Origin of the sequence: Variovorax sp. OV700, from assembly GCF_900099805.1 — a bacterium.
GTDB lineage: Bacteria > Pseudomonadota > Gammaproteobacteria > Burkholderiales > Burkholderiaceae_C > Variovorax.
This window is the reverse complement of the sequence record NZ_FNDR01000009.1, coordinates 163,599-189,593: the sequence shown is the minus strand read 5'-3', so window position 1 is coordinate 189,593 and position 25,995 is coordinate 163,599. Positions and strand designations below refer to the sequence as shown.

The following is a 25,995-nucleotide window of genomic DNA, read 5'->3' as shown; positions in this document are numbered from 1 at the left end:
AGCCGAGCGGCCATCAAGTGGGTGCGGCACTTCGGGCGGAGGCGATTGGGGGTACCTATTTGCCCACCTTTTTTTGACCAAACGGATAATTTAGATCATCATCGCGCCCTTGTTGCCCGTCACCACGAGGTACGCCACGATGAACCCGGTCCCCTTGCGCAGCCGCTTCTGGTCCGACCTGACCAGCGAAGAGTTCTCTCGCCTCGACCGCGAACGGCTCATCGCCGTGCTGCCGGTGGGCGCTACCGAGCAGCACGGCCCCCATTTGCCGATGTCGACCGACACGGCCACCATCGACGGCATGGTGCGCGCCGCGCTCCCGCACCTGCCCGATGACCTGCCGGTGCTGTTTCTCCCCACCGTGCCTTACGGCAAGAGCAACGAGCATTCGCGCTACCCGGGCACGCTCACCGTCTCGGCCACCACGCTGATCTCGCTGTGGAAGGACATCGGCGCCTGCGTGGCGAAGGCCGGCGTGCGCAAGCTGGTGCTCTACAACAGCCACGGCGGCCAGATGAGCGTGATGGACATCGTGGCGCGCGACCTGCGCGAGGAGCACGGCATGATGGTCGTCGCCGCCAACTGGTACACGCTGGGACTGCCCGAGGGCCTATTCACCGCGCATGAAGGCAGGCACGGCATCCACGCGGGCGACCTCGAAAGCTCGGTGATGCTGCACCTCACACCGGACTTCGTGCGCAAGGACCAGTTCCAGAACTTCAGCTCGATGACCGAGCAACTGGCCGCCGAAAACAAGTTCCTCTCCATCACCCCGAGTGGCAAGCTCGGCTGGCAGATGCACGACATCAACCCATCGGGCGCGGCCGGCGACGCCACGCGCGCCACGGCCGAGAAGGGCGCCGCGGTGCTCGACCACGTGGGCCGCCGCTTCGTCGAACTGCTGCAGGAGGTAGACCGCTTCCCGCTCTCGCGCCTCGCCAACGAGCCCGCCTGGAAATGACCTCCGAACTAACGCCACCGCTGGTCAGCCTGCGCCACGTCAGCAAGCGCTTTGCCAACGGCACGCTCGCACTGCAGGGCATGACGCTCGACATCGGCGAGCACGACTTCATCAGTTTTCTGGGACCCTCCGGCTGCGGCAAGAGCACCGCGCTGCGGCTGATCGCAGGGCTCACCCGGCTCAGCTCGGGCGAAATGCAGTGGTCCGGCGCCAACACGGGCAAGACGCAGAGCGACCGCGACCTGGGCTTCGTGTTCCAGGAGCCCACGCTCATGCCCTGGGCCAAGGTGTTCGACAACGTGTGGCTGCCGCTCAAGCTCGCGGGCCAAAGCCGGGACGCGGCCGCGCCCGTGGTGCGGCAGGTACTGGAGATGGTGGGCCTATCGCGCTTCGCCGACGTGTATCCGCGCGAGCTCTCGGGCGGCATGAAGATGCGCGTGTCGATTGCGCGCGCACTGGTCACGCACCCGCGCCTCCTGCTGATGGACGAGCCCTTTGCCGCGCTCGATGAGATGACGCGCATCAAGCTCAACAACGACCTGCTGGCCATCTGGCGCGAGCATCGCTTCTCGGTCGTGTTCGTCACGCACAGCGTTTATGAATCCGTTTATCTCTCGAACCGCATCGTCGTGATGGCGGCGCGGCCTGGCCGGGTGATCGACGAGATCCGGATCGACGAACCCTATCCGCGCGGCGAGGACTTTCGCACTTCGAGCCGTTACAACGCGCATTGCACGGCGGTGTCGCGATCCCTGCATGGAGCGCTGCATGACATCGATCACTGAGCCTGCGGTGCCGGCCGACGTGCCGATGGATGCGGCGGACGTCGCGCCCTCCGAAGCGATGCTGCGCGCGCACGAAGACAGGCTGCACCGGCGCGAATCAATGCTGCGCATCGCAGTGCCGGCCGGCATCGTCATCGTGCTGCTGCTGGCGTGGGAATGGATGGTGCGCGCCAACGGCATTCCGCACTACATCCTGCCCGCGCCCTCGCTCATCCTGCGCACGTTGTTCGACAACTGGGGCTCGCTCTCCAGCGCGCTGTGGTTCACCGTGAAGCTCACGCTGCTCGCGCTCGGCGCGGCCATCGTGGGCGGCGTACTTCTGGCGATTGCGTTCGCGCTTTTCAAGTGGGTGGAGATCGGCCTCTTTCCGATCGCGGTGATCCTGCAGGTGACGCCGATCATTGCGATCGCGCCGCTGATATTGATCTACGTATCGAGCACCACGGCGGCGCTGCTGCTGTGCGCCTGGATCGTGGCCTTCTTCCCGATCCTGTCGAACACCGTCATCGGCCTGAAAAGCGCCGACAGCAATCTGCGTGACCTGTTTCAGCTCTACAAGGCCTCGCCGTGGCAGACCTTCCGCTACCTTCTCGCACCCAGCGCGCTGCCCTATTTCATGGCGGGCCTGAAGATCGCGGGCGGGCTGAGCCTGATCGGCGCGGTGGTCGCGGAGTTCACGGCCGGCACCGCCGGCAAGGAGACGGGCCTCGCCTCGCGCATCCTCGAATCGAGCTTTCGCACCGAGATCCCGATGATGTTCGCGGCGCTGCTGCTGGTGTCCCTGCTCGGTATCGTGATCTTCATCGTGTTCGCCGCGTTGTCGCGGTTGGTGCTCGGCCACTGGCACGAGAGCGAGATGCGCCGTGAACGCTAGGACCATCGCGCCTGCTGTCGATTGGGATGCCGTGCGCCAAGACCTGCGCGGCCTCAATGTGATCACCGCACCGAACCAGCGCAAGCAGCTCTCGAAAGACTTCTACTGGTACAGCCCCATCCTCACGGCGCAGCTCGCGGGCTGCGTGGCCGACCTCGTCGTCAAGGTCAGCACCGAGGACGATGTGCGCCAGGTCGCGGCCACGGCCGCGAAGTGGAAGCTGCCGCTCACGGTGCGCGCGGGCGGTACCGGCAACTACGGCCAGTGCGTGCCTCTCGAGGGTGGCATCGTGCTCGACGTGACGCAGATGTGCCGCGTGCTCGACATCCAGCCAGGCTGTATCCGCGTCGAGGCCGGTGCGCGCATGCACGACATCGACCTTGTCGCGCGCGAGACGGGCCAGGCGCTGCGCATGTGGCCCTCGACCTGGCATGTGGCCAGCATCGGCGGCTTCATCGCGGGCGGCTTCGGCGGCATCGGCTCGTTCCGCCACGGCATCCTGCGCGACCCCGGCAACCTGCTGCGCGCGCGCGTGATGACCGTGGAGCGGAAGCCGCGCGTCATCGAGCTGCAAGGCGACGAGATCCAGCAGGTGCACCATGCTTACGGCACCAACGGCGTGATCCTGGACGTGGAAGTCGCCCTGAGCCCGGCCGTCGAATGGGTGCACTGCACGGTGCTGTTCGAGACGTACCGCGGCGCGCTGGCCTTCGCCGTCGCAGCACAGGTGCCCACGCTCGACATCTTTTTGCTCTCGACGGTCGAGGCGCGCTTCTCGCCCTACTACACGGCGATGCGCGACCGCTTTCCGCCCGACCGGCACGCGGTGTTCAGCATGGTCGCGCCCGATTCGATGGCCGACTTGCGCGCGCTCGCCGCCGCACACGGCGGCACCATCTCCGTCGCGGGCACCGAGGCCGAGCTGCTCGCCGAAGGCCTGCCTCCCGCGTATGAATGCGCGTTCAACCACACCACGCTGCAGGCGCTGAAAGCAGACCGCGGCTGGACCTACCTGCAGGTCGCCTACGCGCAGCCCTTCGATCCGTTGGTGGTGGCGCGCCATCTGCAGATCTTTGGCGACGACGTGCTGCAGCACCAGGACTTCGCGCGCGCCGGCGGCGAGTGCGGCACCTTCGGCATCCTGCTGGTGCGCTGGAAGGGCGAGGCCCACCAGTACGACGTGATCCGCGAGATCGAGTCGCAGGGCGGCTCCAAGATCTTCAACCCGCATGTCGTCACCATTGAGGACGGGGGCATGAAGACCATCGACACGCAGCAGATCGAGTTCAAGAAGCGCAGCGATCCGATGGGTTTGATGAACCCGGGCAAGACGCGCGGCTGGACTTCCGACATGGCTATCGAGCGTTGAAATGAACGCTTGCTTTGTTGTCCGTCGCGTTGGATTCGAGGGCTGCTGTTCAGGGCGCGCTCCCGCCGACGGGGTACCTTGCTCCGCGAATGTCCCCCGGCCTGCGGCCTCCTCCTTTATTTCGCTGCGCAAGGCACCCCATCGACGGGATCGTTATTCAGTGCGGTCGTTGATCAGCCAGCACAACGACGGCGCTTGGCGGGCACAGGGCGCCGGGTGCTCCCCGCAGCGAAATAAAGGAGGAGGCGAAGCCGGGGGACATTCGCGGAGGGGAGTACCCGGTGGCCTTTGCATGCGCCCTGAACAGCAGTGCCAAGAACAACAGCTCCCCCGAAAAACGCACCCTCAAAAAGTCCGTTCCATCACATGATCGACGGTGACATGAAAATCCTTCGCAGCATTCAACACAGGAGTCCACTGCCATGCGCCTACCCGCTCTGACCATCCGTCCGCTTGCTCTCGGTATCGCCCTCGCGGCTGCCGCCCTCGCCGCGCAGGCGCAGGAAAAAGTGGTATTTGCCACCAACTGGAAAGCGCAAGCCGGACACGGCGGCTTCTACCAGGCGCTGGTGGACGGCACCTACAAGAAGTATGGCCTGGACGTCGACATTCAGCAGGGCGGCCCGATGGTCAACAACCGGCCTATGCTGCCGGCCGGCAAGGTAGATTTTCTGATGACCGGCAACCTGCTGCAGTCTTTCGACAACGTGAAGAACGGCGTGCCCACGGTGGTTGTGGCGGCCTTCTTCCAGAAAGATCCGCAGGCCATGTTCGCGCATCCGGGTCAGGGCTACGACACCTTCAAGGACATGGCCAAGGCGCCCGTCGCCTTCATCGGCAAGGACGGCCAGTTCAGCTTCTGGCAGTGGATGAAGTCGGAGCACGGCTTCAAGGATTCGCAGCTCAAGCCCTACACCTTCAACGTGGGCCCGTTCCTGGCCGACAAGAAGTCGATCCAGCAGGGCTACGCCATCTCGGAGCCGCTTTCGATCAAGGCGCAGGCCGGCTTCGACCCGGTGGTGCAACTGCTGGCCGACAACGGCTTCTCGACCTATTCGACCACCATCGAGACGCGCGCCGACCTCGTCAAGACCAAGCCCGAGACGGTGCGCAAGTTCGTCGAAGCTTCGATCATCGGCTGGAACAATTATCTCTACGGCGACAACAAGGCCGCCAACGAGATGATCGCCAAGATCAACCCCGATTCGCCGGTTGCCGCATCGCTCGGCTCCATCGAGCTGATGAAGAAGATGGGCATCGTCGACAGCGGCGACTCGCTCACCAAGGGCATCGGCGCCATGGACGAAGCCCGCGTGAAGGACTTCTACGACAAGATGGTGAAGGCCGGCCTGTACAAGCCCGGAGAGATCGATCTCTCCAAGGTCGTCACCACGCAATTCGTCAACAAGGGCGTCGGTGTCGACGTTCGCAAGAAGCTCGCTGCAAAGTAAGCAAGCAGGCAAGAGCTTCACCGTTTTTCCCGTGGGTCGCGCGGGGCTTGCGCCGGGGTCAGATGCCGGTGCCTGGGTTGCCATAAGGCGCCGCGCGGCCTTTGATTCCTTGGGCTCTGACCCCGTCTCGCCGACAGGCGAACCGGCCCTCAACCATGAAAACGCTCGTCGTCCACTGCCATCCGAATCCTGACAGCTTCAACCACGCGCTCTATCGCACGGCCCTCGAAGCCCTCGAGCCCCGGCATCCCGTCCGGGCCATCGACCTGTATGCCGAGGGCTTCGACCCCACGCTGACCCGCGAAGAACGCATCGCCTATCTCGAGAACCCCGAACTGATCCGCGAACGCGTGAAGCCGCATGTCGACGCGCTGCTGTGGGCCGAGCACCTGGTGTTCGTCTATCCCACCTGGTTTCACGGACCGCCGTCCATGCTCAAGGGCTGGCTCGAACGCGTGTGGCTGCCGGGCGTGGCCTTCCTGCCGGCGGAGCGCAAGGGACAGCTCGCGAAGTCGGGCATGCGGCACATCCGGCGGCTGACGGTGGTGACCACGGGCGGCTCGCCGCGCTGGTTCGTGATGATGATCGGCGACCCGGGCCGGCGGCTTTTCACGCGGGCGCTGCGTGCCCTGTTTGCATGGCGCTGCAAGGTGACGTGGCTGCAGCTGCACGACATGAACGCCGTGACCGAGCGCGACCGCACCCATTTCATCGAACGCGTTGCGCGCAAGCTGCAGAGCATTTAGCCGGAGAGACGACACACCATGAGCCTCGAACGCACGCTGACCGTCCGCGTCGAACGCATCTCGCGCGAGACGCCGGAAATCCTCGCCTTCGAGCTGACGCATCCGTGGGGCCGCACGTTGCCGGGGTACGAAGCCGGCGCCCACATCGACGTGCACATGCCCGGGGGCTTTTCGCGCCAATACTCGCTGGCGCGATGGTCTGCGGGTGCACCGTCGAACGCCGCGTCTTACGTGATCGGGGTGAAGCGCGAGGCGGCGAGCCGCGGCGGTTCGGCCTCGATGCACGAGCGCGTGCGCGAAGGCGACCTGCTCGCGATCAGCGCGCCGCGCAACACCTTTCCGCTGCGCGAGGAAGCGAAACACCACCTGCTGCTGGCCGGCGGCATCGGCATGACGCCGCTGCTGGCGATGGCGCAGGCGCTCGCGGCGCGCGGCGCGGATTTCACGTTCTGCGTGTTCGCGCGCAGTGAAGAACACCTGGCCTTTGCTGATGCGCTGCGCGACCTTGCGCTGGCACCACACCTACGGCTGCACCTCGACCAGGGCGATGCCTCGCAGCGCATCGATTTGCACGCGCTGCTCGCCGACCGCGCACCCGGCACGCACCTGTACGTCTGCGGCCCCGGCGGCTTCATGCGAGCCGTGCGCGAGGCCGCCGCGCACTGGCCCGATGACGCGCTGCATGCCGAATACTTCGCCGCACCGGCCAACGCCAACACCACGACCGGCCTGCCCTTCACGCTGAAGCTCGCGCAGCGCGGCATCCGCGTGCCGGTGGCGGCCGACCAGACCGCCGTCGATGCGCTGCATGAAGTCGGCATCGACATTCCGGTGTCGTGCCAGCAGGGCCTGTGCGGCACCTGCGTGGTCGAGGGCGATGGCGAAGGCGCGGAGCACCGCGACTTCTGTCTCACCGGCAGCGAGCGGCGCCACAAGGTGGCCCTGTGCTGCTCGCGCGCCAAAGGCCAGGAACTGGTGCTGCAGTTGTGAGCACCGAAGAAAGCGACGGCGAGGCGCCCCCCACGCGCGGGCGTTCGCGCAAGTACACCCAGGTGCTCGGCCTCATCAACCAGGCCGCCATCGAGGTGTTTGCGAGCGAGGGTCTGGCCGGCGCGTCGACGCAGGCGATTGCCGACAAGGCCGGGCTTTCGAAGGCGCAGCTGCACTACTACATCGAGAGCAAGGAAGCGCTCTATCGGCAGATCCTGCAGGACATCCTCGACGACTGGATCGTGGTGTTCGGTTTTGCCGACGAAGCCTTCGGTCCGCGCAAGGTGCTGGGCGACCTGATCCGCCGCAAGATGGTCTTCTCGTTCGAGCACCCTTTGCGCTCCCGCATCTTCACCGCCGAGATGATGCGCGGCGCACCGGTGCTCAACACCATGATGGACACGAGCAAGCAGCACACCGACCAGGCGGCCGCCGTGATCCAGAACTGGATGAACCAGGGCCTGATGGACAAGGCCGACCCGATGCTGGTGCTGTTCCACGTCTGGGCGGTGACGCAGTTCTATGCCGACCACGCCACGCAGGCCGCGTACTTCCGCAACGTGGCCCAGCAAGGCGACGACAACGACCGGCGCTACCTGGTCGAGCAGGTGACCGAATTCCTGCTCAAGGGCGCGGGGGTCAAATAGGCCGGTGCTGCGGCAGGTACATGGTGGCCTCCACTTCCACCAGCACCTCGTCGCCCGGGAGGAAGCGCGACACCTCGACCACCGTGCTGACCGGTGGCTCGCCCGGATAGAAAAGCCCGCGCACGCGGTTGTAGAACGCATAGTGCGGCAGGTGACGGAAGTACTGCACCAGCTTCACCACGTCTTCCATCGTGCCGCCATGCTCGGCGGCAATCTGGCGGATGCGCTCGAGCACGAACCAGCTCTGCGCGACGATCGGCGCTTCGAAGATATCGACCGACATCTGGCCCGTGGCATAGCCAACCCCCTGCAGGGCCGTGCGGGCTTCCTCGGGAATGGCGTCGTATCCGGCGACGGCGCGGCGCGTGGCCGGATCGACCGCGACCACGCCGCTCATGAAGACGAAATCGCCCACGCGCTTGGCGGCGGCGTAGTTGGCCATTGGCTTGCCCATGCTCATTGAGTTTTCTCCAGGATTCGGCCGCTACGGATCACGGTGCGCTGGCGCCCGCGTGGACCGATGAGTTCATGCTCGCCGGTGGCCGCGAGCAGCACCAGGTCGGCGGGACAGCCCGGTGCAATGCGCCCGTCCCACGCGAGCCCCAGCGCCTTCGCGGGGCTGACGGTGATGGCGTCGAGCCACTCGTCCGCGGGCGCGAGATGCGCCATCTGCACGCCGAGCCCGAAGGTTTCCAGAAGATCGTAGCCGCCGTAGGGATAGAAGGCGTCCTGCACGTTGTCCGTTGCCAAGCTCACACGCAAGCCCCGTGCCGCCGCTTCGCGAATTCGCGTGATGCCGCGGGGCACGGGCGTGCGTTCCCAGGCGCCCTGAAGATAGAGATTGGTAGTCGGCAGCGCGACGATGTGGATGCCGGCACCGGCACACAGCGCCAGCGTTTCGTTGGCAACGGCGTCGTCCTGCATGGCCAGGGAGCAGCAATGGCCGCAGACCACGCCGTGCCGGAATTCGCGCGCACGCATTAGCTGCGCGATGCTGCGCAGGCCGCTCGCATCGGCGTCGAGCCCCTCGTCGACATGAAAGTCGAGTCCGAGGCCGTGGTCCTGCGCAAGATCGAACACGCGGCCCAGCTTATGCACGAGCCCCTCGTTTCGGTAAACGAAGGCACCCAGCGTGCCGCCCGCGCGCTTCACCTCGCGCGCGATGCGCTCGCCGGCGGCGAGGTCCGCGAACAGGTCCAGCGGCGTGAGCGAGACGAACTGCAACTCGATGCGGCCGCGCCACTCGTGCCGCAGGGCCTCGAACACGGCCAGCGCGGCCGGTGGGTCGCCCTGCACCCAATCGATGTGCGTGCGCAGCGCGCGCGTGCCCGACTGCCAGGCCTCGTGCAGCGCGCGCTCCATGCGCGGGCGCAGCGTTTCGCCGGTCCAGCCCGCGCGGTGCTTCTCCATGCGTTCGATGGCCGCAAACAGGTTGCCCTGGGCGGCGCCGACTTCCTCGACGGTGTAGTTCTTGTCGATGTGCGCATGCGCCTCGACCAACGCGCTCAGCAGGGTGCCGCGCGCCTGCGCCTGCGCCTGCGATGCGCTCGGCACGATAGCCTGCACGCGATCGCCGGCCAGCGTGACGTCGAAGACCTGCGCATCGTCCGCGGCAAAACCTCGCAGCCGCGGTGGAATGCGCAGCGCCTCGAGCTTCATGCGCGCTGTTGCAATGCCCGAAGCCAGCCCAGCCCGGCCGAAGTACCGCCGGGTTCCATGCCGCGCTTGGGCCGGTACTCGCAGCCGACCCAGCCCTGCCAACCGCATTGCGCCGACACCTCGTCGATCAGGTCGAACAGGTACGGGTAGTTTTGCTCGCCGATGTCAGGCTCATGACGCTCGGGCACGCCGGCAATCTGGATGTGGCCGACGCGGCCGGTGGGCAGGTACTTGCGGATCTTCATCGCCACGTCGCCCTCGACGATCTGGCAGTGGTACAGGTCCATCTGCACCTTGAGATTGGGTGCGCCCACCATGTCGATGATTTCGTGCGCGTGGTCTTGCCGGTTGAGGAAGAAGCGCGGAATGTCGCGCGTGTTGATCGGCTCGATCAGCACGTCGCGGCCGGCCTTGGCGGCCTCGGCGGCGGCCCAGCGCAGGTTTTCGACGTACACGGGCTGCACGGCCTCGCGCTCCACGCCTTCCGGCACCAGGCCCGCCATGACGTGGATGCGCGGGCAGTCGAGCGCCACCGCATAGTCGATGGCCGTGGCGATGCCTTCGCGGAACTCGGTGTCCCGACCCGGCAGGCACGCGAGGCCGCGCTCGCCGCCGTCCCAATTGCCCGGAGGGGCGTTGAAGAGCACTTGCTGCAGGCCGTTGTCCTTCAGGCGGGCCGCAAGCTGGCGGCGCTCGTAGGGGTAGGGAAAAAGATATTCGACGGCCTTGAAGCCGTCTTTCGCGGCGGCTTCGAAGCGGTCGAGGAAATCGAGCTCCGGATAGAGCATCGAGAGGTTGGCGGCGAATTGGGGCATGGTGTGTTTTTACTCTTGCTACCAGCGCGCACCGAAAGTGCGGCGCAGTTCATCGATCTGTTCGTTGCTCAACGGCTCGATTTTGGCGGGCTCGGTGAGCAGATGGAGCTTGGCGGTCTCTTCGAGTTCCTCGAGCACGGCCATGGCGGCGGCCGGCGTCTCGTGCCAGACGTTGGGGCCGAGGCGTTCGAGCATGACGGCGCGGATCGGCGTGCCGGCGGCACCATGGCGCTCGATAGTCTGTGCCACCAGTTCGGCCGCTTCGGGTGCGCCCGGGCGGTGGTAAGGAATGAGCGGCACGTGGCCGACCTTCATCACGAAATACGGCGTGAGCGCGGGCAGCAACTCGTCGCCCGGCGCGTTCAACGTGAGCGCAACACAGTGCGTGCTGTGCGTGTGGATGACACAGGCCGTACCTGCATCGAACCTGCGCGCGGCTGCGTAGATGCGCGTGTGCAGGGTGATGGTCTTGCTCGCGCGGTCGCCGCCGGTCTGGGTGCCTTGCGTGTCGAGCCTGGCCAGGCGGGCCGGGTCGAGAAAGCCGAGGCAGGCGTCGGTCGGCGTGATGAGGAACCCGTCGTCGAGTCGAACGCTGATGTTGCCGGCGGTCGCATGCACATAGCCGCGGTCGAACAGGCTGCGGCCGACGCGGCAGATTTCTTCGCGGGCTTGGGTTTCTGTCATGTCAGTTCGGCTGTTCAGGGCGCGTGCACAGGCCACCGGGTACTCCCCTCCGCGAATGTCCCCCGCCTTCGGCTCCTCCTTTATTTCGCTGCGGGGAGCACCCGGCGCCCTGCGCACACTGGACGCTGCGCTTGTTCCGCTCGACCAACGGCCGCTCCGAACAACGATCACGTCGATGGTGTGCTCTGCGCAGCGAAATAAAGGAGGAGCTCGAAGGGCGGGGGACATTCGCGGAGCAGAGCACGCCGTCGGCGGGAGCGCGCCCCGAACGTGCTCGAGTGCTGAGTTTGGACGTCATGCCAGCACTGTAAATGCCTTGGTGAAGAAGTCGTCCCCCCCAAAGTTGCCGGACTTCAGCGCGATGTGCACCGACGTGCCTTCCGCAACATCGGTGCGCGCATGACACCACGGCACGCCGGGGTCGATCTGCGGACCGATCTGCATCTGCGCAATGCCCAGCGCCTGCACGCAGGCACCCGAGGTTTCGCCGCCCGCCACCACGAGCTGGCGCACGCCGCGTTCGACCAGGCCGCGCGCAATGGCGGCAATGGTGCGCTCGACCATGGCGCCGGCTTCCTCGACGCCGAGCCTGCTCTGCACCGACTTGATGGCACCGGCCTCGGCGGTGGAATAGACCAGCACCGGCTGCTTCGCGACCAGCGGTGCGGCCCAGGCCAGGGTCTCGGCCACGACGTCGACACCCGCGGCAATGCGCAGTGGATCGACGGCCAGCGCCGCGCCGCCGCGCTGAATGAAGTCCAGCACCTGCCGGTTGGTCGCGAGCGAGCAACTGCCCGAGACCACGGCACGCAGTCCTCCTGCTGGGGGCAGCGCACTGGCCTGCGACGAGGGCGCCAGACCGAAGTTGGCTGGCAAGCCAATGGCCACACCCGAGCCGGCCGTGAGCAGCGGCATTTTCGCAATCGCCGGGCCGAGGCGCAGCAGATCGTCGTTCGATACCGCGTCGACGATGGCGATCGACACGCCCTCGCCCTTCAGCTGTTCGATTCGCTCCGAGATGGCCGCCGCGCCACGCGCGACCACCGCATGGTCGATGAGCCCGACCTTGCGCTGGCACTGCGCCTGCAGCACGCGCACGAGGTTCGGGTCGGTCATCGGCGTGAGCGGATGGTTCTGCATGCCGCTCTCATTGAGCAGCACATCGCCAGCGAACAGATAGCCCTTGAACACGGTGCGCTTGTTGTCGGGGAAGGCCGGCGTGGCGATGGTGAAATCGCAGCCCAATGCCTCCATCAGCGCTTCGGTCACGGGGCCGATGTTGCCCTGCGGCGTGCTGTCGAAGGTGGAGCAGTACTTGAAGTAGATCTGTTGCGCGCCTTGGGCCTGCAGCCAGCGCAGCGCGTCGAGCGATTGCGCGATGGCCTCGGCCGGCGCGATGGTGCGCGACTTGAGCGCGACGACGACGGCATCCACGTCGGCATCGAGCGGACCCTCGGGCACGCCAATGGCCTGCACCACGCGCATGCCGGCGCGCACGAGGTTGTTGGCAAGGTCGGTAGCACCGGTGAAATCGTCGGCAATGCAGCCCAGCAATAGTTTCGCCATGGCTCAGTCCTTCGCCACAGGCAGTTTCACGGCCTGCGGGTTCTCGCGCACGTAGTCGCGCAGGATGGCGTCGAAGCTCGCGTCGGCCTGGAGGCCCAGCGCCTCGGCGCGGGCCGCATGAATGCGGCTGGGCCAGCTGGTCACGATCTTGGCGATGCCGGCATCGGGCTCCCAGTCGATCAGCCCCGCAGCCTCTTTGCCCGCAATGCGCTCGAGCGCCTCTGCCATTTCGCGAACGGTGGTCGTCAGCGCGGGCAAGTTGACGGCGGTGCGCGCGCCCCATTCGGCGGCGCTCGCCGTGGCCGCGCGGATGATGCCGGCGACGGTGTTGCCGGGCGACGCGAGCGCAACCGCCGTCTCGGGCGACACGGGGCAGCGCGCACGCTCGCCGGCCAGCGGCTCGCGCAGCATGCCGCTCAAGAAGCTGGAGGCCGCGCCGTTGGGCCGGCCCGGCCGCACCGAGACCGTCATGAGCCGCACGTTGCGGCCCTGCACGAAGCCCTTGCGCGTGAAGTCGGCCACGAGCTGCTCGCCGATGAACTTCTGGATGCCGTAGCTGTTTTGCGGCGTCGGCAGCGTGGTGTCTTCGATCACCGCCGGCAGCCGCTGTTCCGGCGAATCGCCGAAGACAGCGACCGAGCTGGAGAACACGAAGACCGGCGCATGGCCCGCGCGGCGGCAGGCTTCGAGCAGCGCGCGCGTGGTGTCGAGATTGCTGCGCATGCCGAGATCGAAGTCGGCCTCACATTCGCCGCTGACTGCGGCAGCGAGGTGGAACACCGCGTGGGTGTCGGCCAGCGGCAGTGCGCCGTTCGTGGCCTGCTCGTACAAGTCGCCCTGCAGGAACTGGACCCGGCCGTCGGCGGCCAGATCGGCGGGGGGCGGCGCGCGGTCGGCCAGCGTGACGCGCGAGATGGGTTCGGCCGTGCGGCCGGCCAGTGCCAGCGGACCGCCCGCGAGCAGAGTGCGCGCGAGCCGCGCTCCGACGAAACCGCAGCCGCCGGTGATGAGAATGTTCATGGCGCTCGTCTTCCTTCTTCTTCAGGCTTTCTTGTCGGCAGCCGGCAATTCAATGCCGGGAAAAATCTTGATGACCGCGCTGTCGTCCTCGCGCGCAAAGCCGGCCGTGGACGCCTGCATGAACATCTGGTGCGCGGTGGACGAGAGCGGCAGCGGAAACTTGGTGGCGCGCGCCACGTCGAGCACCAGGCCCAGGTCCTTCACGAAGATGTCGACGGCCGAGAGTGGCGTGTAGTCGCCCGCCAGCACGTGCGCCATGCGGTTCTCGAACATCCAGCTGTTGCCGGCGCTGTGCGTGATCACCTCGTACAGCGCAGCCGCATCCACGCCCTCGCGCAGGCCGAGCGCCATGGCCTCGGCCGCGGCGGCAATGTGCACGCCGGCCAACAGCTGATTGATGATCTTGACCTTGCTGCCCGCGCCCGCGCGGTCACCGAGACGATAAACCTTGGCCGCCATGGCGTCGAGCACGGCGCCGGCCTTTTCATAGGCGGCGGGCGTGCCGGCGGTCATCATCGTCATCTGGCCGCTGGCGGCCTTGGCGGCACCGCCGGAAATTGGCGCGTCGAGATACAGGATGCCCTGCGCGGCCAGGCGCGCCTCGAGCGCGATCGACCAGTTCGGGTCCACGGTGGAGCACATCACGAACAGGCTGCCGGGCTTCATCGATGCCGCGCAGCCCGGCGTGGTGCCGTCGCCAAACAGCACCGACTCGGTCTGCGCCGCATTGACGACGACGGAGACCACGATGTCGCTTTGCGCGCCGAGTGCTGCCAGCGTGTCGCAGGCCACGCCGCCGTCGCGCGCGAAGGCCTGGGCCGCTTCGGGGCGCACGTCGAAAACGCGCGGCACATGCCCTGCGCGGCGCAGCGATTGCGCCATGCCTGCGCCCATCGCGCCGAGGCCGACGACGCCGACGACGGGGGTATTGATGTGTGTGGTCATGGTGTGGTTTCTCCGGTCAGCGGTTGACGAGTTGCTTGGGCGTGAGCCACACGCCGATGGCTCCGAGCACCAGCGCGCCGGCCAGCACGTACATGCCGATCTGCGTGCTGCCCGTGAGGTCCTTCAGGTAGCCGATGAGGTAGGGACTCGCGAACCCCGCCAGATTACCCACCGAATTGATGGCTGCAATACCGGCCGCCGCCGCCGTGCCCGAAAGAAAGGCGGTGGGCAGGGACCAGAAAAGCGGCGCGCAGGTGAGCACGCCGGCAGCGGCGAGCGACAGAAACGCGAGCGACACGACGGTGTTCTGCGTGTAGGAGGCCGCAACGGTGAACCCGATGGCGCCCATGAGCGCCGGCACGATCAGGTGCCAGCGGCGTTCCTGCCGGCGGTCTGCGCTGCGGCCGAAGAGGTTCATGGCGACGATCGCGCAGATGAACGGAATTGCGCTCAAGAGGCCGATGTGCAGGTTGCCCTTCACGCCCGTGGCCTTGACCAGCGTGGGCAGCCAGAAGGTCAGTGCATATTGGCCCATGACGAAAGCGAAGTAGATCAGCGCCATCCACCACACGCGCGCATCGCGGAACACCGCGGCCACGGAATGCGGGCCCTTGGCGCCATGCGCCTGGTCGCGCTCGACTTCCCGCTGCAGCAGGCGCTTTTCGTCCGGATCGAGCCAGCGCGCATGCTGGATGCTGTTGTCCAGGTAGAGGAGCACCATCACGCCCACCAGAATCGCCGGAATGGCTTCGATGATGAACATCCATTGCCAGCCCTGCATCGAGGAGATGCCATGGAAGCTGTCCATGATCCAGCCCGAGAGCGGATTGCCGAAGATGCCCGCGACCGGAATTGCCGACATGAAGACGGCGATGATCCGCGCGCGCCGGTGGGCCGGATACCACTGGGTCAGGTACAGGATCACGCCCGGATAGAAGCCCGCCTCCGCCACGCCGAGCAGAAAACGCAGGATGTAGAAGCTGGTCGACGTTTCCACGAACACGAAGCAGGCCGACAGCACGCCCCAGGTGATCATGATTCGCGCGATCCAGATGCGCGCGCCGACTCGGTTGAGCAGCAGGTTGCTCGGCACTTCGAACAAAAAGTAGCCGAGAAAGAAGATGCCGGCGCCCAGGCCGAACACGGTTTCGCTGAAGCCCAGGTCCTGCCCCATCTGGAGCTTGGCAAAACCCACGTTCACGCGATCGAGGTACGCGACCACGTAGCAGAGCATCAGAAAGGGAACGAGGCGCCAGAACACCTTGGCGTAGGCGCGCTTCTCGAGCGCGACATCGGCCTGCATGCCTGCAGTGGCGACCAGAGGCGCCTGGAGTGTTGAAGTCATTGGGAGGTCCGTTGGAATGAGGAACTGAGCCGTGCGGGTTGCCCATGCGATGGGTCCGCCTCTCATTTGTCAGGTCATCATACAAATTTGATACCAGTTACCCGATTCGGGTAAACCCGCAAGCTACACCTCGTTTCGTTTTTTCCGTTATTTGCCCACGGGCCAGCCTTCGACCAGCGGCCGCGCGAGCTGTGCGCCTTCCTGCTGCCAGAAGGCGGGGTCGGCCTGCTCGATGCGCCGGATCGCGTTGTCCATGTGGGACTTGGCGGCCTCGCGGGCGCGCAGCGGATCGCCGGCCTCGATGGCCTCGACGATCCGCGCGTGCTCCTGCGCCACCTCACGCGCAAAGTCGGCCCGGCGCGCCTCGTTGGCGCGCGTGACACGCGTGGCGCCGTGCAGGAATTGCCGCAGGTACTGCAGCGTGCCGATCAGGAATGGGTTGCGCGCCGCCTCGGCAATGGCACGGTGAAAGCGCACGTCTTCGTCCGCGCCGTTTCCACCGGCCGCCACTGCGGCGTGCAGCGCCTCGATGGCTTCCTGGATGCGGCGCACGTCTTCAGGGGTGCGCCGCTCGGCAGCCAGCGCAGCCACCTCGGCTTCGAGCGCGCGGCGCAGCTCGACCATCTGGACCACCGCTTCGCGCGAGGCCACGTGCGGCATCTCGAAGCGCAGCGGCTCGACGCCGGCGGCGCGCACGTACACGCCGCTGCCCTGGCGCGAATCGAGCAGTCCCAGCGACTTGAGCCGCGAGACCGCCTCGCGCACCACGGTGCGGCTCACGCCGAATTGCTCGGCCAGCGCAGCCTCGGTCGGCAGGCGGTCGCCCTCCGAGAGGCGGCCGCTGCGCACCTCGGCGGCCAACGCGTCGGCCACCTGGTCGGCAAGGCGGGCACCGGGAGCGATGGATTGGAAGCGGGCGGTCATGGGCGCGAAAGGGACGGGGTCTGCGACTCTAACGCAGGCCCGCACGATGGCCATCCCTACCCCGCCGAAGACTCAGTTCAGTGCGCGGCGCGCCGCGTTCGCGATGCTCGCCGCATCCACGCCAAAGAAGTTGCGCAGCGCCGCGCGCGTGTCGCTCCGGCCAAAGCCGTCGGTACCCAGCGTGAGATAGCGGCGGCCTTCGGGCAAGAATGCGCGCACGCTCTCAGGCACGGCGCGCACGTAGTCGGTGGCGGCGACGACGGGACCCGTGCCGGCGCCGAGCTGCCTCGCGATGAACGGCACGCCGGCCTCCGTCTCGCCCGCCAGTGCACGCTGCTCGCACGCCAGGCCGTCGCGCGCAAGTTCGCTCCAGCTCGTGACGCTGAACACCTCGGCCTCGATGCCTTCGTCGGCCAGCAGTTGCGCCGCCTTGACGACCTCAGTGAGGATCGCGCCCGATCCCATGAGCGTGACCTTCTTCTTCGCCTTGCCCGCGGCTGGCGCATGCACGCCGAAGCGATAGCAGCCGCGCAGGATGTCCGCCTCCGCGCCTTGCGGCACGTCGGGCTGCGCGTAGTTCTCGTTCATGAGCGTGACGTAATAGAACACGTCCTTCTGCTCGACCATCATTTCGCGGATGCCGGCATCGACGATCACCGCCATCTCACCCGCAAAGGCGGGGTCGTAGGCCTTGCAGTTCGGAATGGTCGCGGCCACGAGGTGGCTGCTGCCGTCCTGGTGCTGCAAGCCTTCGCCGCCGAGCGTGGTGCGGCCCGAGGTGGCGCCGAGCAGGAAGCCGCGCGCACGCTGGTCGGCCGCAGCCCAGATCGCATCGCCGACACGCTGGAAGCCGAACATCGAGTAGTAGATATAGAACGGCAGCATCGCGAGGCCATGCACGCTGTAGCTGGTGGCCGCGGCCGTCCAGCTCGCAATGGCGCCGGCTTCGCTGATGCCCTCTTCGAGGATCTGGCCGTCGGTGGCTTCGCGGTAGCTCAGCACGGAGCCGATGTCTTCGGGCGCATAGCGCTGGCCCACGCTCGAATAGATGCCGACCTGCTTGAACAGGTTGGCCATGCCGAAGGTGCGCGCCTCGTCGGCCACGATGGGCACGATGCGCGGGCCCAGGGCCTTGTCTTTCATGAGGTTGCCCAGCATGCGCACGAAGGCCATGGTGGTGCTCATTTCCTTGCCGGCTGCCGCTGTCGCGAACTGCGCGTAGCTTGTGATGTCGGGCTTGGGCACCACGTCGCACGCGGTCTCGCGGCGCGGCATCGCGCCGCCGAGCGCGGCACGGTGGCTCCGCAGGTACTGCATCTCGGCGCTGTCTTCGGGCGGGCGGTAGAAGTCCATCGCAATGGCCTGCGCGTCGGTCAGCGGCAGGCTGAAGCGGTCGCGGAATTCGATGAGGTCGACGTCCCCCATCTTCTTGTGCGAGTGCGTGGTCATCTTGCCCTGCGCGGCGCTGCCCATGCCGTAGCCCTTCTTGGTATGGGCGAGGATCACGGTGGGCTGGCCCTTGTGCGCGTTCGCGGCTGCATAAGCCGCGTGGATCTTCACCAAGTCGTGGCCGCCGCGCTTCAGGCGGTCGATCTGCTCGTCGGTCATGCCTTCGGCCAGGCGCGCGAGCTCGGGGTTCTGGCCGAAGAAGTTGTCGCGGTTGAAGCGGCCGTCCTTGGCCGCGAAGGTCTGCATTTGGCCATCGACGGTGTTGGCGAACACGCGCGCCAAGGCACCGCTCACGTCCTGCGCGAACAGGCCGTCCCAGTCGCTGCCCCAGACCAGCTTGACGACGTTCCAGCCCGCGCCCGCAAAGAGTTTCTCGAGCTCGTCGATGATGCGGCCGTTGCCGCGCACTGGGCCATCGAGGCGCTGCAGGTTGCAGTTGACGACCCACACGAGGTTGTCCAGCTTCTCCCGCGCGGCCAGCGTCAGGGCGCTCATCGATTCGGGCTCGTCCATCTCGCCGTCGCCGAACACGCCCCACACTTTGCGGCCTTCGCAGTCGAGCAGGTTGCGGTGCGTGAGGTAGCGCATGAAGCGCGCGTGATAGATCGAGCTGATGGGGCCGATGCCCATCGAGCCGGTGGGAAACTGCCAGAAGTCCGGCATCAGGTAGGGATGCGGATAGCTGCTGAGGCCGCGCGCGCCGCTGCCTTCGGTGAATGCGGGCGCAGTCAGTTCCTGCCGGTAGTGCTTCAGGTCTTCTTCGCCGAGGCGGCCTTCGAGGTACGCGCGGGCATAAACGCCGGGCGCGCTGTGCGGCTGGAAGAAGACAAGGTCACCGCGGTGTTGCTCGCTGCGCGCATGGAAGAAGTGGTTGAAGCCGGTCTCGAAGAGATCGGCCGCGCTTGCATAGCTCGCGATGTGGCCGCCGAGTTCGCCATACGCCTGGTTGGCCTTGGCCACCATCGCGAGCGCATTCCACCGCATGAGCGAAGCCAGGCGCTCCTCGACCGCGAGGTCGCCGGGAAACGGCGGCTGGTCTTCCACCGCAATGGTGTTGACGTAGGGCGTGGCGAGCTCGGGCTGCCAGCCGATGCGTTGCTGCCGCGCGAGTCGGGCAAGCTCCACCAGCATCTGCCGTGCGCGTTGGGGGCCGTGCGTTTGCGCCAGCGCCAGGAAGGCGTCGCGCCACTCGGCGGTCTCGGCAGGGTCGGGGTCGTGCGAGAGCGGCGTGTCGAGCAGCAGTGCACGCATCTGGTCGGTGGAAATCGGCGCATTCATGCCGGCACTTTAAGCCGCTGGGCAGCAAATTAGCTACCGGTGGGGGCAATCCCATGCGGTCTTCGCAGCATAAAATTCCGGTCACTTTAGATTTTGCGGCATTTCATGCAACTCGACGCCATCGACCTGCGCATTCTCGACGAACTGCAGCGCGACGGCGCGCTGTCGAACGTGGAGCTGGCGCGCCGCGTGCACCTCTCGCCCTCGCCGTGCCTCGCGCGCGTGAAGATGCTCGAGGCGAATGGCGTGATCGACCGTTATGTGGCGCTTGCGAGCGCGAAGGCGCTGGGCTTGGGGCTCAACGTGTTCATCTCGATCAGCCTCACCACGCAAAGCAAGCAGTCGCTCGCCGATTTCGAAGAGCGCATTGCCGAGCACGACGAGGTGATGGAGTGCTACCTGATGACGGGCGACAGCGACTACCTGATCCGCATCGCCGTGGCCGACATGGCGGCGCTGGAGAAATTCATCCTGGAACAGCTCACGCCGATTCCGGGCATCGAGAAAATCCGCTCGAGCTTTGCGCTCAAGCAGGTCAGGTACAAGACGGCGCTGCCGCTGCCGCGCTAAGTCTCCCGGAGCAATCCGGGAGGACTTACGCGCAGCTGCTTTTCCTTAGAGACCGATTAGCCCGCCGTCATCCTTGGTGATGACGACCGTGGCCGAGCGCGGACGGGCGCTGCCGCCCTGCGGCCAGTGGCTGCCGAACTTGGTCGGGTCGCTGATGTTTGCCACAGCGGTCGTTTCGCCCGGGTGCTGGATGTTGACGAACAGCGCGCGCCCGTCGCCCGATTCGGCGATGCCGGTGATTTCGCAGTCCTTCGGCCCGACGAGGAAGCGGCGAAGTCCGTCGGCGCCGGGCGCCTTGCCAACGAAGGTGGCCTGCGTGCGGGTGGTGGCGCCGTCGACGTTGGTGATCGTCTTCGCGCCACCGTCACCCAGCTTGCCCGGCAACGCGGCCAGCAGCATACAGTTGGTCACGTCGGTGTAGGCGCCGTCGTCCGTCTCCAGCCAGAGAAGGCCGGCGCTGGCGTGGCTGAACCACATGCCGTCGGGGCTGGAGAAGTCGTTGTCGGCGCTCAGTTGCGACACGTTGATGTCGGCCGAGGCCGTGGAACGCGCGCCGAACAGGTACACGTCCCACTTGAAGGTGAGCGCGGCAGGGTTGGCGCCGTCGTCCGCAAAGCGCACGATGTGGCCGTTCGGGTTGCCGGTCTGCGCGGTAGCGGACAGCCCCTTGGGGTCGTTGTAGTAGCGCGGGTTGGCACCGTCGGTCGCGGTGATGGGGCGCGAGGCGGCGTTGGTGTTGGTGAGCGTGACGTACACCTCGCCCGTCTTCGGGTTGACTGCGGTCCACTCGGGGCGGTCCATCTTGGTCGCGCCGGCAACGTCGGCCGCAAGGCGCACGTTGACCACGACATCGGCCGCGTCAGCAAAGGGGTAGGTCGGGTTGCCGGAAGTGATGCCGTTCACGCCCAGGGAAAGTTCGAGCCAGTTGCCGCTGCCGTCGGCGTTGAAGCGCGCGACGTAGAGCTTGCCGTCGTCCATGTACTTGTCGCCGGCCGCAATGCCGCCGCCGATGTCGGCCGCGTCCCAGGCCTTGGTCGAGACGAACTTGTAGATGTACTCGTTGCGCGAGTCGTCGCCCATGTACCAGACCAGCGGCTTGCCGACCACGACCGGGCCGAGGCAGGCGCCTTCGTGGCCGAAGCGGCCGAGCGCGGTGCGCTTCTTGGGCGTGCTGGTCGGGTTGAAGGGATCGATCTCGACCACCCAGCCGTAGGTATTGGAGCCGTTGCGGAAGTCGTCGGTGGCGGTGGCGCCGACCACCTGCGTGTTCCAGCGGCCGTAGATGTTGTCGGCCGTGTCGGGCGTGACGGTGGCCCACAGTTCGCGGCCGGTGCTCGCAACGCCGTAGCGGGTGAACGAGGTGATTTCCTTGGCGGTGCGGTTGGGGTTGTCGGTGGCGGCAATGCGGCGGAAGTAGCCGGCCCAGTTCTCTTCGCAGGTCAGGTAGGTGCCCCAGGGCGTGGTGCCGTTGGCGCAGTTGTTGAGCGTGCCGCGGGTCTTGCTGCCGTCCGTCGAGTACTTGGTCTTCAGGTAGTCGGTCTTGGCGGCCGGTCCCGAGAACGTCATTTCGGTGAGCGTGTGGACGCGGCGGTTGAAGCTCGAATCCTGCTTGTAGCTCCAGCTGTTGCCGCTCTTGTTGACCTCGATCACGCTCACGCCGTGCAGGTAGAACTCGCGCAGCACTTCGTCAGCCACGGTGCGGACCGCCGTATTGCCCGTGCCGACGATGGTCTGGCCGGTGGGATGCAGGAAGAGCGGCGTGATGGCTTCGTGGTTCATCGTGAGCAGGCCGCGCGCGGCGTTGGCCGGATCCCACTTGTTCGAAGCGCCCATGCCGAAGAAGGTCATGCCGTCGTGATGATCGCCGGCGCGGCGGTCATAGGTGGCGGGTGCATCGGTGCCGTCGTTGGCATAGGCCGGCACGCCGGCCGCAATCGGATCGCCCAGCCGATAGAGCACGCTGGCGGTGTAGCCCGCAGGCACGCTCACCACGTCGTCCAGGCTCTTGGCCACGGCACTGAAGTTGAGCTTCAGGGGTGTCGGAGCCGGAGCCGGTGCGGGCGCGGGCGGCGGCGGGGCCGGTGGAGCGGGAGCCGGTGCGGGGGGCAGCACGGGGAAGGCGGCGCCGCCTCCACCCCCGCCGCCGCAGGCCTGCAGCAGCGCCGTGCTGGCCGTACCCACACCCAGGCCGAAAAGCTGGCGGCGGCTCAAGCGCGCCGCGACCAGGTCATTGAAGGACGGGTTCGCCGTGGGGTTGGTGCCGATGTCGTCGAGATCGATCGAAGGATCGTCGCTGCGGGAGATTGCTGTCATGCGCAATGTCTTTCGTGGGTTGAACAACAAGAAATCAACCCGCGAAGGTAGGTACTTCGCATGACACCCGCGTGAAACGCTCAGCTTCTGGTCAGAATTAGCTCGCCCCCAATCTTCGAGAACACCGCGCGCCCTTCAGGGCGCGGGCAGCTGCCTTGGCCAGAGAGCCCAGAGGCGCAGGGACTGGTTCATGCTGGCGGCGAGACGGCCGGCGTCGGCGCCGGTGCCGGCGAAGTAGTCGGCACGCACAGCACCGAGAATGGCGCTGCCGGTGTCCTGCGCCACCACCAGCTTCTGCAATTGCGCCGCGGGCCCGCTCGAGGCGAGCCACACCGGCGTGCCGTACGGAATGCTTTCGCGGTCGACAGCGATGGAGCGCCCAGCCGTCAGCGGCACGCCTTGCGCGCCGCGCGGGCCAAAGGCGGCATCAACCTCGCTCATGGTCTCTTCGCGGAAGAACACGTAGCGCGGGTTGCTCCACAGCAGCTGCGACACGCGCTGCGGGTTCTGCGCCGCCCAGGCCTTGGTGTCGTCGGGCCACTTGCCGACCTTGGCCACGCCCTGCGAGATCAGCCATTGCTGCACGCTTTTGTAGGGCTGCTCGTTGGTGGCCGAGAACGCCACGCGCACGGTGCGCTGCACGCCGTTGGCCTCGGTGATGCGAAGCCGCCCGGAGCCCTGGATGTGCAGCATCAGCGCGTCGATAGGGTCGGCCATCCACGCGATCTCGCGGCCGCGCAGCGCGGCCTGCGCCTCGGGCAGGGTATCGATCTCTTGCCGGGTGTACCAGGCGCGGCGCGGCACCAGGCCCTCCGGCGCCTGGTAGATCGGAACGCTGAAGGTGGCCGTGGGCACGCGCGAAGCCTCGTACACCGGCTCGTAGTAGCTCGTGAGCTTGCCCTCGCTCGAGCCCGCCAGCGACTCGATCCGGTAGGGCTGGAGCCTCTCCGTCATCCACTGCCGCTGTTCCTCCGGCGTGGCAATGGCCAGCTGGCGCACCTCGCGGCACAGCGGCGCAAAGGCGGCGTTGGGCCGGGCGCAGTTGGCGAGCAGCGCAATCCAGGCTTCGTGCAGCGGATCGTCACCGAAACCCGGCAGTTCCGACCACCCCACCGGCACCCATCGGCTCTTGGGATGCGCGAGCGAGCCGGTCAGCGGACCGAGGTCGCGCGGGGGCGTGGCGGCGGGCCGCACCGGGGTGTCGGGCGCGCGCGGCCCGACCGAGCAGCCGGCCAGCGTTGCTACGATCGCGAGCCCAACCAGCCACTGGAGTCCATTTCTCATGGGTTTGATTTTGCTTGAAGCCCTCGGGGCCGGGCTCGTATTCATATTGATCGTCTGGTGGACCATGTTTTCGGGTCGGAAGAAGGGTGAGCTGCACGATGAGGACGAGGCTGCCGATGACGACAACCGCTCCGCCGAAAAGAATCCGCCGCCAAAACCGTGAATTCCTTGCGTAGCCCAAAGTCGGCGCGGAGTGTCGGAAAACAGGCTATCAGCTATTACTTTAGTAGCAATCATCGCAGTATTCACGCGGCTTTGCAGAAGGTTTACCTCTTTCCTCCACAGCAGGAAAGCCGTACCATCGCGAGCTTGCCGACGCTAAGCTGTCCCGCCTGATTCAACCTTGAAAGGGATTGCAATGAAAAAGTTCGTACTCGCTACCACCGCCGCCGCTCTCGTCCTGTCCGGATGTGCCGGCGGCATGACCGACACCCAGCGCAACACCGGCATCGGCGCCGGCATCGGCGCACTGGGCGGCGCAGCCATTGGGTCCGCCACCGGCGGCAACCGCGGCGCCATCGGCACCGGTGCCGTGGTCGGGGCCGCGGCTGGCGCGCTTGGTGGCTACCTGTGGTCGCAGCGCATGGAAAACCAGAAGCGCCAGATGGAAGCCGCCACCCAGGGCACCGGCGTGGCCGTGACGCAAACCCCGAACAACGAACTCAAGCTCCAGATCCCGAGCGACGTGTCCTTCGACGTGGGCCGTTCGAACATCAAGTCCAACTTCGCGCCGGTGCTCGACCAGTTCGCGAGCGGCCTGCGCAACAACCCGAATGCCGAGGTGCGCATCATCGGCCACACCGACAGCACCGGCTCGGACGCCATCAACAACCCGCTGTCGGTCGACCGCGCCGCGAGCACGCGCGACTATCTGGTGGCGCGCGGCGTGAGTGCAGCAGCCTTCCGCATCGAAGGCCGCGGCTCGCACGAACCGATCGCCGACAACAACAGCGACGGCGGCCGGGCGCAGAACCGCCGCGTCGAAATCTACGTGGGCGAGCGCGCGCCACGAGGCTGACCGGACATCGACAGATAAAAAGACAAATCAAAAAAGAACAAGCCGGCCGGGCGGGAGCGGCCGGCGCTCATCGCCATCGTTTCAATGTCAATTCAGAGGGAAAACTCATGAGGAAGTTTGTTGTTTCGGGTGCGGCTGCGGCCGCATTGTTCGTTGTGGGGTGCGCCTCGCAATCCAACGCGCCGGGGTCGGCCGCCGCGCCGGCTGCACAGACGGCCGCACCAGCCAACAGCTGGACCGCGCGCCTGGCCTCGCTCAAGACCGAGCTCGAAAACTCGACCAAGGGCACGGGCGTGGTGATCGAGCAGACCACGGACAACCAGCTGCATCTCGTGATTCCCAATGAACTGTCGTTCGACGTGGGCCGTGCCAACGTGAAGCGCAACCTCGCCCAGGTACTGGACAAGGTGGCCGAAGGCCTGCGCAGCGCCATGGCCGCCAGCGTGCGCGTGGTGGGCCACACCGACAACACCGGCAGCGAAGAAGGCAACGAGCGCCTCTCGGTGAGCCGCGCCGACAGCGTGCGCAACCACTTGGTGGGCCGTGGCGTCTCGACGACCGCCATCACCACCGACGGCCGCGGCTCGCGCGAACCCTTGGCCGACAACGGCACGCCGGCCGGCCGTGCGCAAAACCGCCGCGTCGAGATCTTCGTCGCGGAAAAGGTCTGATCTCCTAGAGATCTCTCAGGCGGTTGGCCAACTCGACCGCCGATTTCACTTCCATCTTGTCGAACACGCGCGCGCGGTGGACCTCCACCGTGCGCACGCTGATCGCGAGCTGATCGGCAATCAGCTTGTTGGGCAATCCCTCGACCACGAGCCGCATGACGTCGCGCTCGCGCTCGGTCAGTTCGGCCACGCGGCCGGCCAGACTCTTGCGCGCGCGCTGTACTTTCAGCGCCCGGAGCGAGGCACCCAGCGCTTGCTCGATGCGGTCGACCAGTGCGTTGTCGGAGAACGGCTTCTCGCAAAAATCGAAGGCCCCGCGCTTCACCGCGTCCACTGCGGTCGGAACGTCGGCGTGGCCGGTGAGAAAAATTACCGGCATGGCGTCCAGCACGCCGCGTTCCGCGAGCCGGTCGAACAGCACCAGGCCGCTGGTGCCGGGCATCCGCACGTCCAGCAGCAGGCACAGCGGCTGCTCGGGCAGCGGACCTTCGGCCAGACGCTGCTCGAAAGCCTCGGCGCTCGCGAAGTGTTCGCTTTCGAGGCGGCGCGAGCGCAGCAGCCAAGCCAGCGCTTCACGCACGCTGGCGTCATCGTCCACGATGAAGATGAGACCGTCGATCAGCGGTTGCAT

At 66.6% G+C, this 25,995-nt stretch carries 24 protein-coding genes and 1 pseudogene; 12 read left to right on the top strand and 13 right to left on the bottom strand.

Features of this window, described 5'->3' with window-relative positions; translation table 11 throughout:
- The first annotated feature begins 139 nt into the window (after nt 1-139).
- From BLR24_RS21145 to BLR24_RS21110, 8 genes are all read left to right on the top strand, one after another.
- Nucleotides 140-961 (top strand): creatininase family protein, encoded by an 822-nt coding sequence (locus BLR24_RS21145; protein WP_093020476.1) that lies wholly within the window; start codon nt 140-142, stop codon nt 959-961.
- Nucleotides 952-1,746 carry an ABC transporter ATP-binding protein gene (locus BLR24_RS21140; protein WP_093020474.1) on the top strand — a complete coding sequence of 265 codons (795 nt, stop codon included), beginning with the start codon at nt 952-954 and terminating at the stop codon, nt 1,744-1,746. Before BLR24_RS21145 ends, BLR24_RS21140 begins: the two co-directional genes overlap by 10 nt.
- Nucleotides 1,730-2,620 carry an ABC transporter permease gene (locus BLR24_RS21135; protein WP_217636336.1) on the top strand — a complete coding sequence of 297 codons (891 nt, stop codon included), beginning with the start codon at nt 1,730-1,732 and terminating at the stop codon, nt 2,618-2,620. Before BLR24_RS21140 ends, BLR24_RS21135 begins: the two co-directional genes overlap by 17 nt.
- Nucleotides 2,610-3,989, top strand: coding sequence for an FAD-binding oxidoreductase (locus BLR24_RS21130; RefSeq protein ID WP_093020472.1), 1,380 nt, complete (start codon nt 2,610-2,612; stop codon nt 3,987-3,989). Before BLR24_RS21135 ends, BLR24_RS21130 begins: the two co-directional genes overlap by 11 nt.
- Nucleotides 3,990-4,411: 422 nt before the next feature.
- A complete protein-coding gene (locus BLR24_RS21125; protein ID WP_093020470.1) occupies nt 4,412-5,440 on the top strand; it encodes an ABC transporter substrate-binding protein in 1,029 nt (342 codons plus the stop codon).
- Nucleotides 5,441-5,595: 155 nt separating this feature from the next.
- Nucleotides 5,596-6,186 (top strand): NAD(P)H-dependent oxidoreductase, encoded by a 591-nt coding sequence (locus tag BLR24_RS21120; RefSeq protein ID WP_093020468.1) that lies wholly within the window; start codon nt 5,596-5,598, stop codon nt 6,184-6,186.
- 18 nt (nt 6,187-6,204) lie between these two features.
- Nucleotides 6,205-7,176 carry a PDR/VanB family oxidoreductase gene (locus BLR24_RS21115; RefSeq protein ID WP_093020466.1) on the top strand — a complete coding sequence of 324 codons (972 nt, stop codon included), beginning with the start codon at nt 6,205-6,207 and terminating at the stop codon, nt 7,174-7,176.
- Nucleotides 7,173-7,823, top strand: a complete 651-nt coding sequence (locus tag BLR24_RS21110; RefSeq protein ID WP_093020464.1) for a TetR family transcriptional regulator C-terminal domain-containing protein — start codon at nt 7,173-7,175, stop codon at nt 7,821-7,823. Before BLR24_RS21115 ends, BLR24_RS21110 begins: the two co-directional genes overlap by 4 nt.
- Here BLR24_RS21110 and BLR24_RS21105 read toward each other — a convergent pair.
- The 10 genes and pseudogenes from BLR24_RS21105 to mdeB all read right to left on the bottom strand — a co-directional run bounded on the left by BLR24_RS21105 (nt 7,816) and on the right by mdeB (nt 19,508).
- Nucleotides 7,816-8,283: a RidA family protein gene (locus tag BLR24_RS21105; RefSeq protein ID WP_055807648.1), complete on the bottom strand. Its 468-nt coding sequence runs from the start codon at nt 8,281-8,283 to the stop codon at nt 7,816-7,818. The genes BLR24_RS21110 and BLR24_RS21105 overlap by 8 nt on opposite strands.
- A complete protein-coding gene (locus BLR24_RS21100) occupies nt 8,280-9,482 on the bottom strand; it encodes an amidohydrolase family protein (RefSeq protein WP_093020462.1) in 1,203 nt (400 codons plus the stop codon). Before BLR24_RS21100 ends, BLR24_RS21105 begins: the two co-directional genes overlap by 4 nt.
- On the bottom strand, nt 9,479-10,297 hold the full coding sequence (gene otnI / locus BLR24_RS21095; protein WP_093020460.1) for a 2-oxo-tetronate isomerase: 819 nt from the start codon (nt 10,295-10,297) through the stop codon (nt 9,479-9,481). Before otnI ends, BLR24_RS21100 begins: the two co-directional genes overlap by 4 nt.
- A gap of 18 nt (nt 10,298-10,315) precedes the next feature.
- The gene (locus BLR24_RS21090) at nt 10,316-10,981 is read right to left on the bottom strand and encodes a class II aldolase/adducin family protein (RefSeq protein ID WP_093020458.1); all 666 of its coding nucleotides are present in this window, start codon (nt 10,979-10,981) and stop codon (nt 10,316-10,318) included.
- Between the two features lie 294 nt (nt 10,982-11,275).
- Nucleotides 11,276-12,547 (bottom strand): 3-oxo-tetronate kinase, encoded by a 1,272-nt coding sequence (gene otnK, locus BLR24_RS21085; protein WP_093020456.1) that lies wholly within the window; start codon nt 12,545-12,547, stop codon nt 11,276-11,278.
- A gap of 3 nt (nt 12,548-12,550) precedes the next feature.
- Nucleotides 12,551-13,567 carry a D-erythronate dehydrogenase gene (gene denD / locus BLR24_RS21080; RefSeq protein WP_093020455.1) on the bottom strand — a complete coding sequence of 339 codons (1,017 nt, stop codon included), beginning with the start codon at nt 13,565-13,567 and terminating at the stop codon, nt 12,551-12,553.
- A gap of 21 nt (nt 13,568-13,588) precedes the next feature.
- Nucleotides 13,589-14,518: pseudogene (gene ltnD / locus BLR24_RS21075) on the bottom strand (L-threonate dehydrogenase); the annotation flags it as partial.
- A gap of 10 nt (nt 14,519-14,528) precedes the next feature.
- A complete protein-coding gene (locus tag BLR24_RS21070) occupies nt 14,529-15,815 on the bottom strand; it encodes an MFS transporter (protein WP_254787491.1) in 1,287 nt (428 codons plus the stop codon).
- 189 nt (nt 15,816-16,004) lie between these two features.
- Nucleotides 16,005-16,781 carry a FadR/GntR family transcriptional regulator gene (locus tag BLR24_RS21065; protein ID WP_093020449.1) on the bottom strand — a complete coding sequence of 259 codons (777 nt, stop codon included), beginning with the start codon at nt 16,779-16,781 and terminating at the stop codon, nt 16,005-16,007.
- Nucleotides 16,782-16,853: 72 nt separating this feature from the next.
- Complete coding sequence (gene mdeB / locus BLR24_RS21060) at nt 16,854-19,508, bottom strand: alpha-ketoglutarate dehydrogenase (RefSeq protein WP_093020447.1); 2,655 nt, start codon at nt 19,506-19,508, stop codon at nt 16,854-16,856.
- A 105-nt stretch (nt 19,509-19,613) separates the two neighbouring features.
- On the opposite strand from mdeB, the gene BLR24_RS21055 reads away from it, so the two are divergent.
- Nucleotides 19,614-20,078 carry an Lrp/AsnC family transcriptional regulator gene (locus BLR24_RS21055; protein WP_093020445.1) on the top strand — a complete coding sequence of 155 codons (465 nt, stop codon included), beginning with the start codon at nt 19,614-19,616 and terminating at the stop codon, nt 20,076-20,078.
- Between the two features lie 45 nt (nt 20,079-20,123).
- Here the strand turns inward: BLR24_RS21055 and BLR24_RS21050 are convergent, their stop codons facing one another.
- Together BLR24_RS21050 and BLR24_RS21045 are read right to left on the bottom strand one after the other, a co-directional pair.
- Nucleotides 20,124-22,391 carry a PhoX family protein gene (locus tag BLR24_RS21050; protein WP_093020443.1) on the bottom strand — a complete coding sequence of 756 codons (2,268 nt, stop codon included), beginning with the start codon at nt 22,389-22,391 and terminating at the stop codon, nt 20,124-20,126.
- Between the two features lie 135 nt (nt 22,392-22,526).
- Complete coding sequence (locus BLR24_RS21045) at nt 22,527-23,675, bottom strand: murein transglycosylase A (protein ID WP_093020441.1); 1,149 nt, start codon at nt 23,673-23,675, stop codon at nt 22,527-22,529.
- On the opposite strand from BLR24_RS21045, the gene BLR24_RS30775 reads away from it, so the two are divergent.
- The 3 genes from BLR24_RS30775 (at nt 23,674) to BLR24_RS21035 (ending at nt 25,364) form a co-directional block, all read left to right on the top strand.
- Complete coding sequence (locus tag BLR24_RS30775) at nt 23,674-23,838, top strand: hypothetical protein (protein WP_175543321.1); 165 nt, start codon at nt 23,674-23,676, stop codon at nt 23,836-23,838. The two genes, BLR24_RS21045 and BLR24_RS30775, sit on opposite strands and share 2 nt — an antisense overlap.
- Nucleotides 23,839-24,033: 195 nt before the next feature.
- On the top strand, nt 24,034-24,693 hold the full coding sequence (locus tag BLR24_RS21040) for a YiaD family glycine zipper/OmpA-like lipoprotein (RefSeq protein ID WP_093020439.1): 660 nt from the start codon (nt 24,034-24,036) through the stop codon (nt 24,691-24,693).
- A 107-nt stretch (nt 24,694-24,800) separates the two neighbouring features.
- Complete coding sequence (locus tag BLR24_RS21035; protein ID WP_093020437.1) at nt 24,801-25,364, top strand: OmpA family protein; 564 nt, start codon at nt 24,801-24,803, stop codon at nt 25,362-25,364.
- Nucleotides 25,365-25,368: 4 nt separating this feature from the next.
- On the opposite strand, the gene BLR24_RS21030 is transcribed toward BLR24_RS21035, so the two are convergent.
- Nucleotides 25,369-25,995: a response regulator transcription factor gene (locus BLR24_RS21030; RefSeq protein WP_093020436.1), complete on the bottom strand. Its 627-nt coding sequence runs from the start codon at nt 25,993-25,995 to the stop codon at nt 25,369-25,371.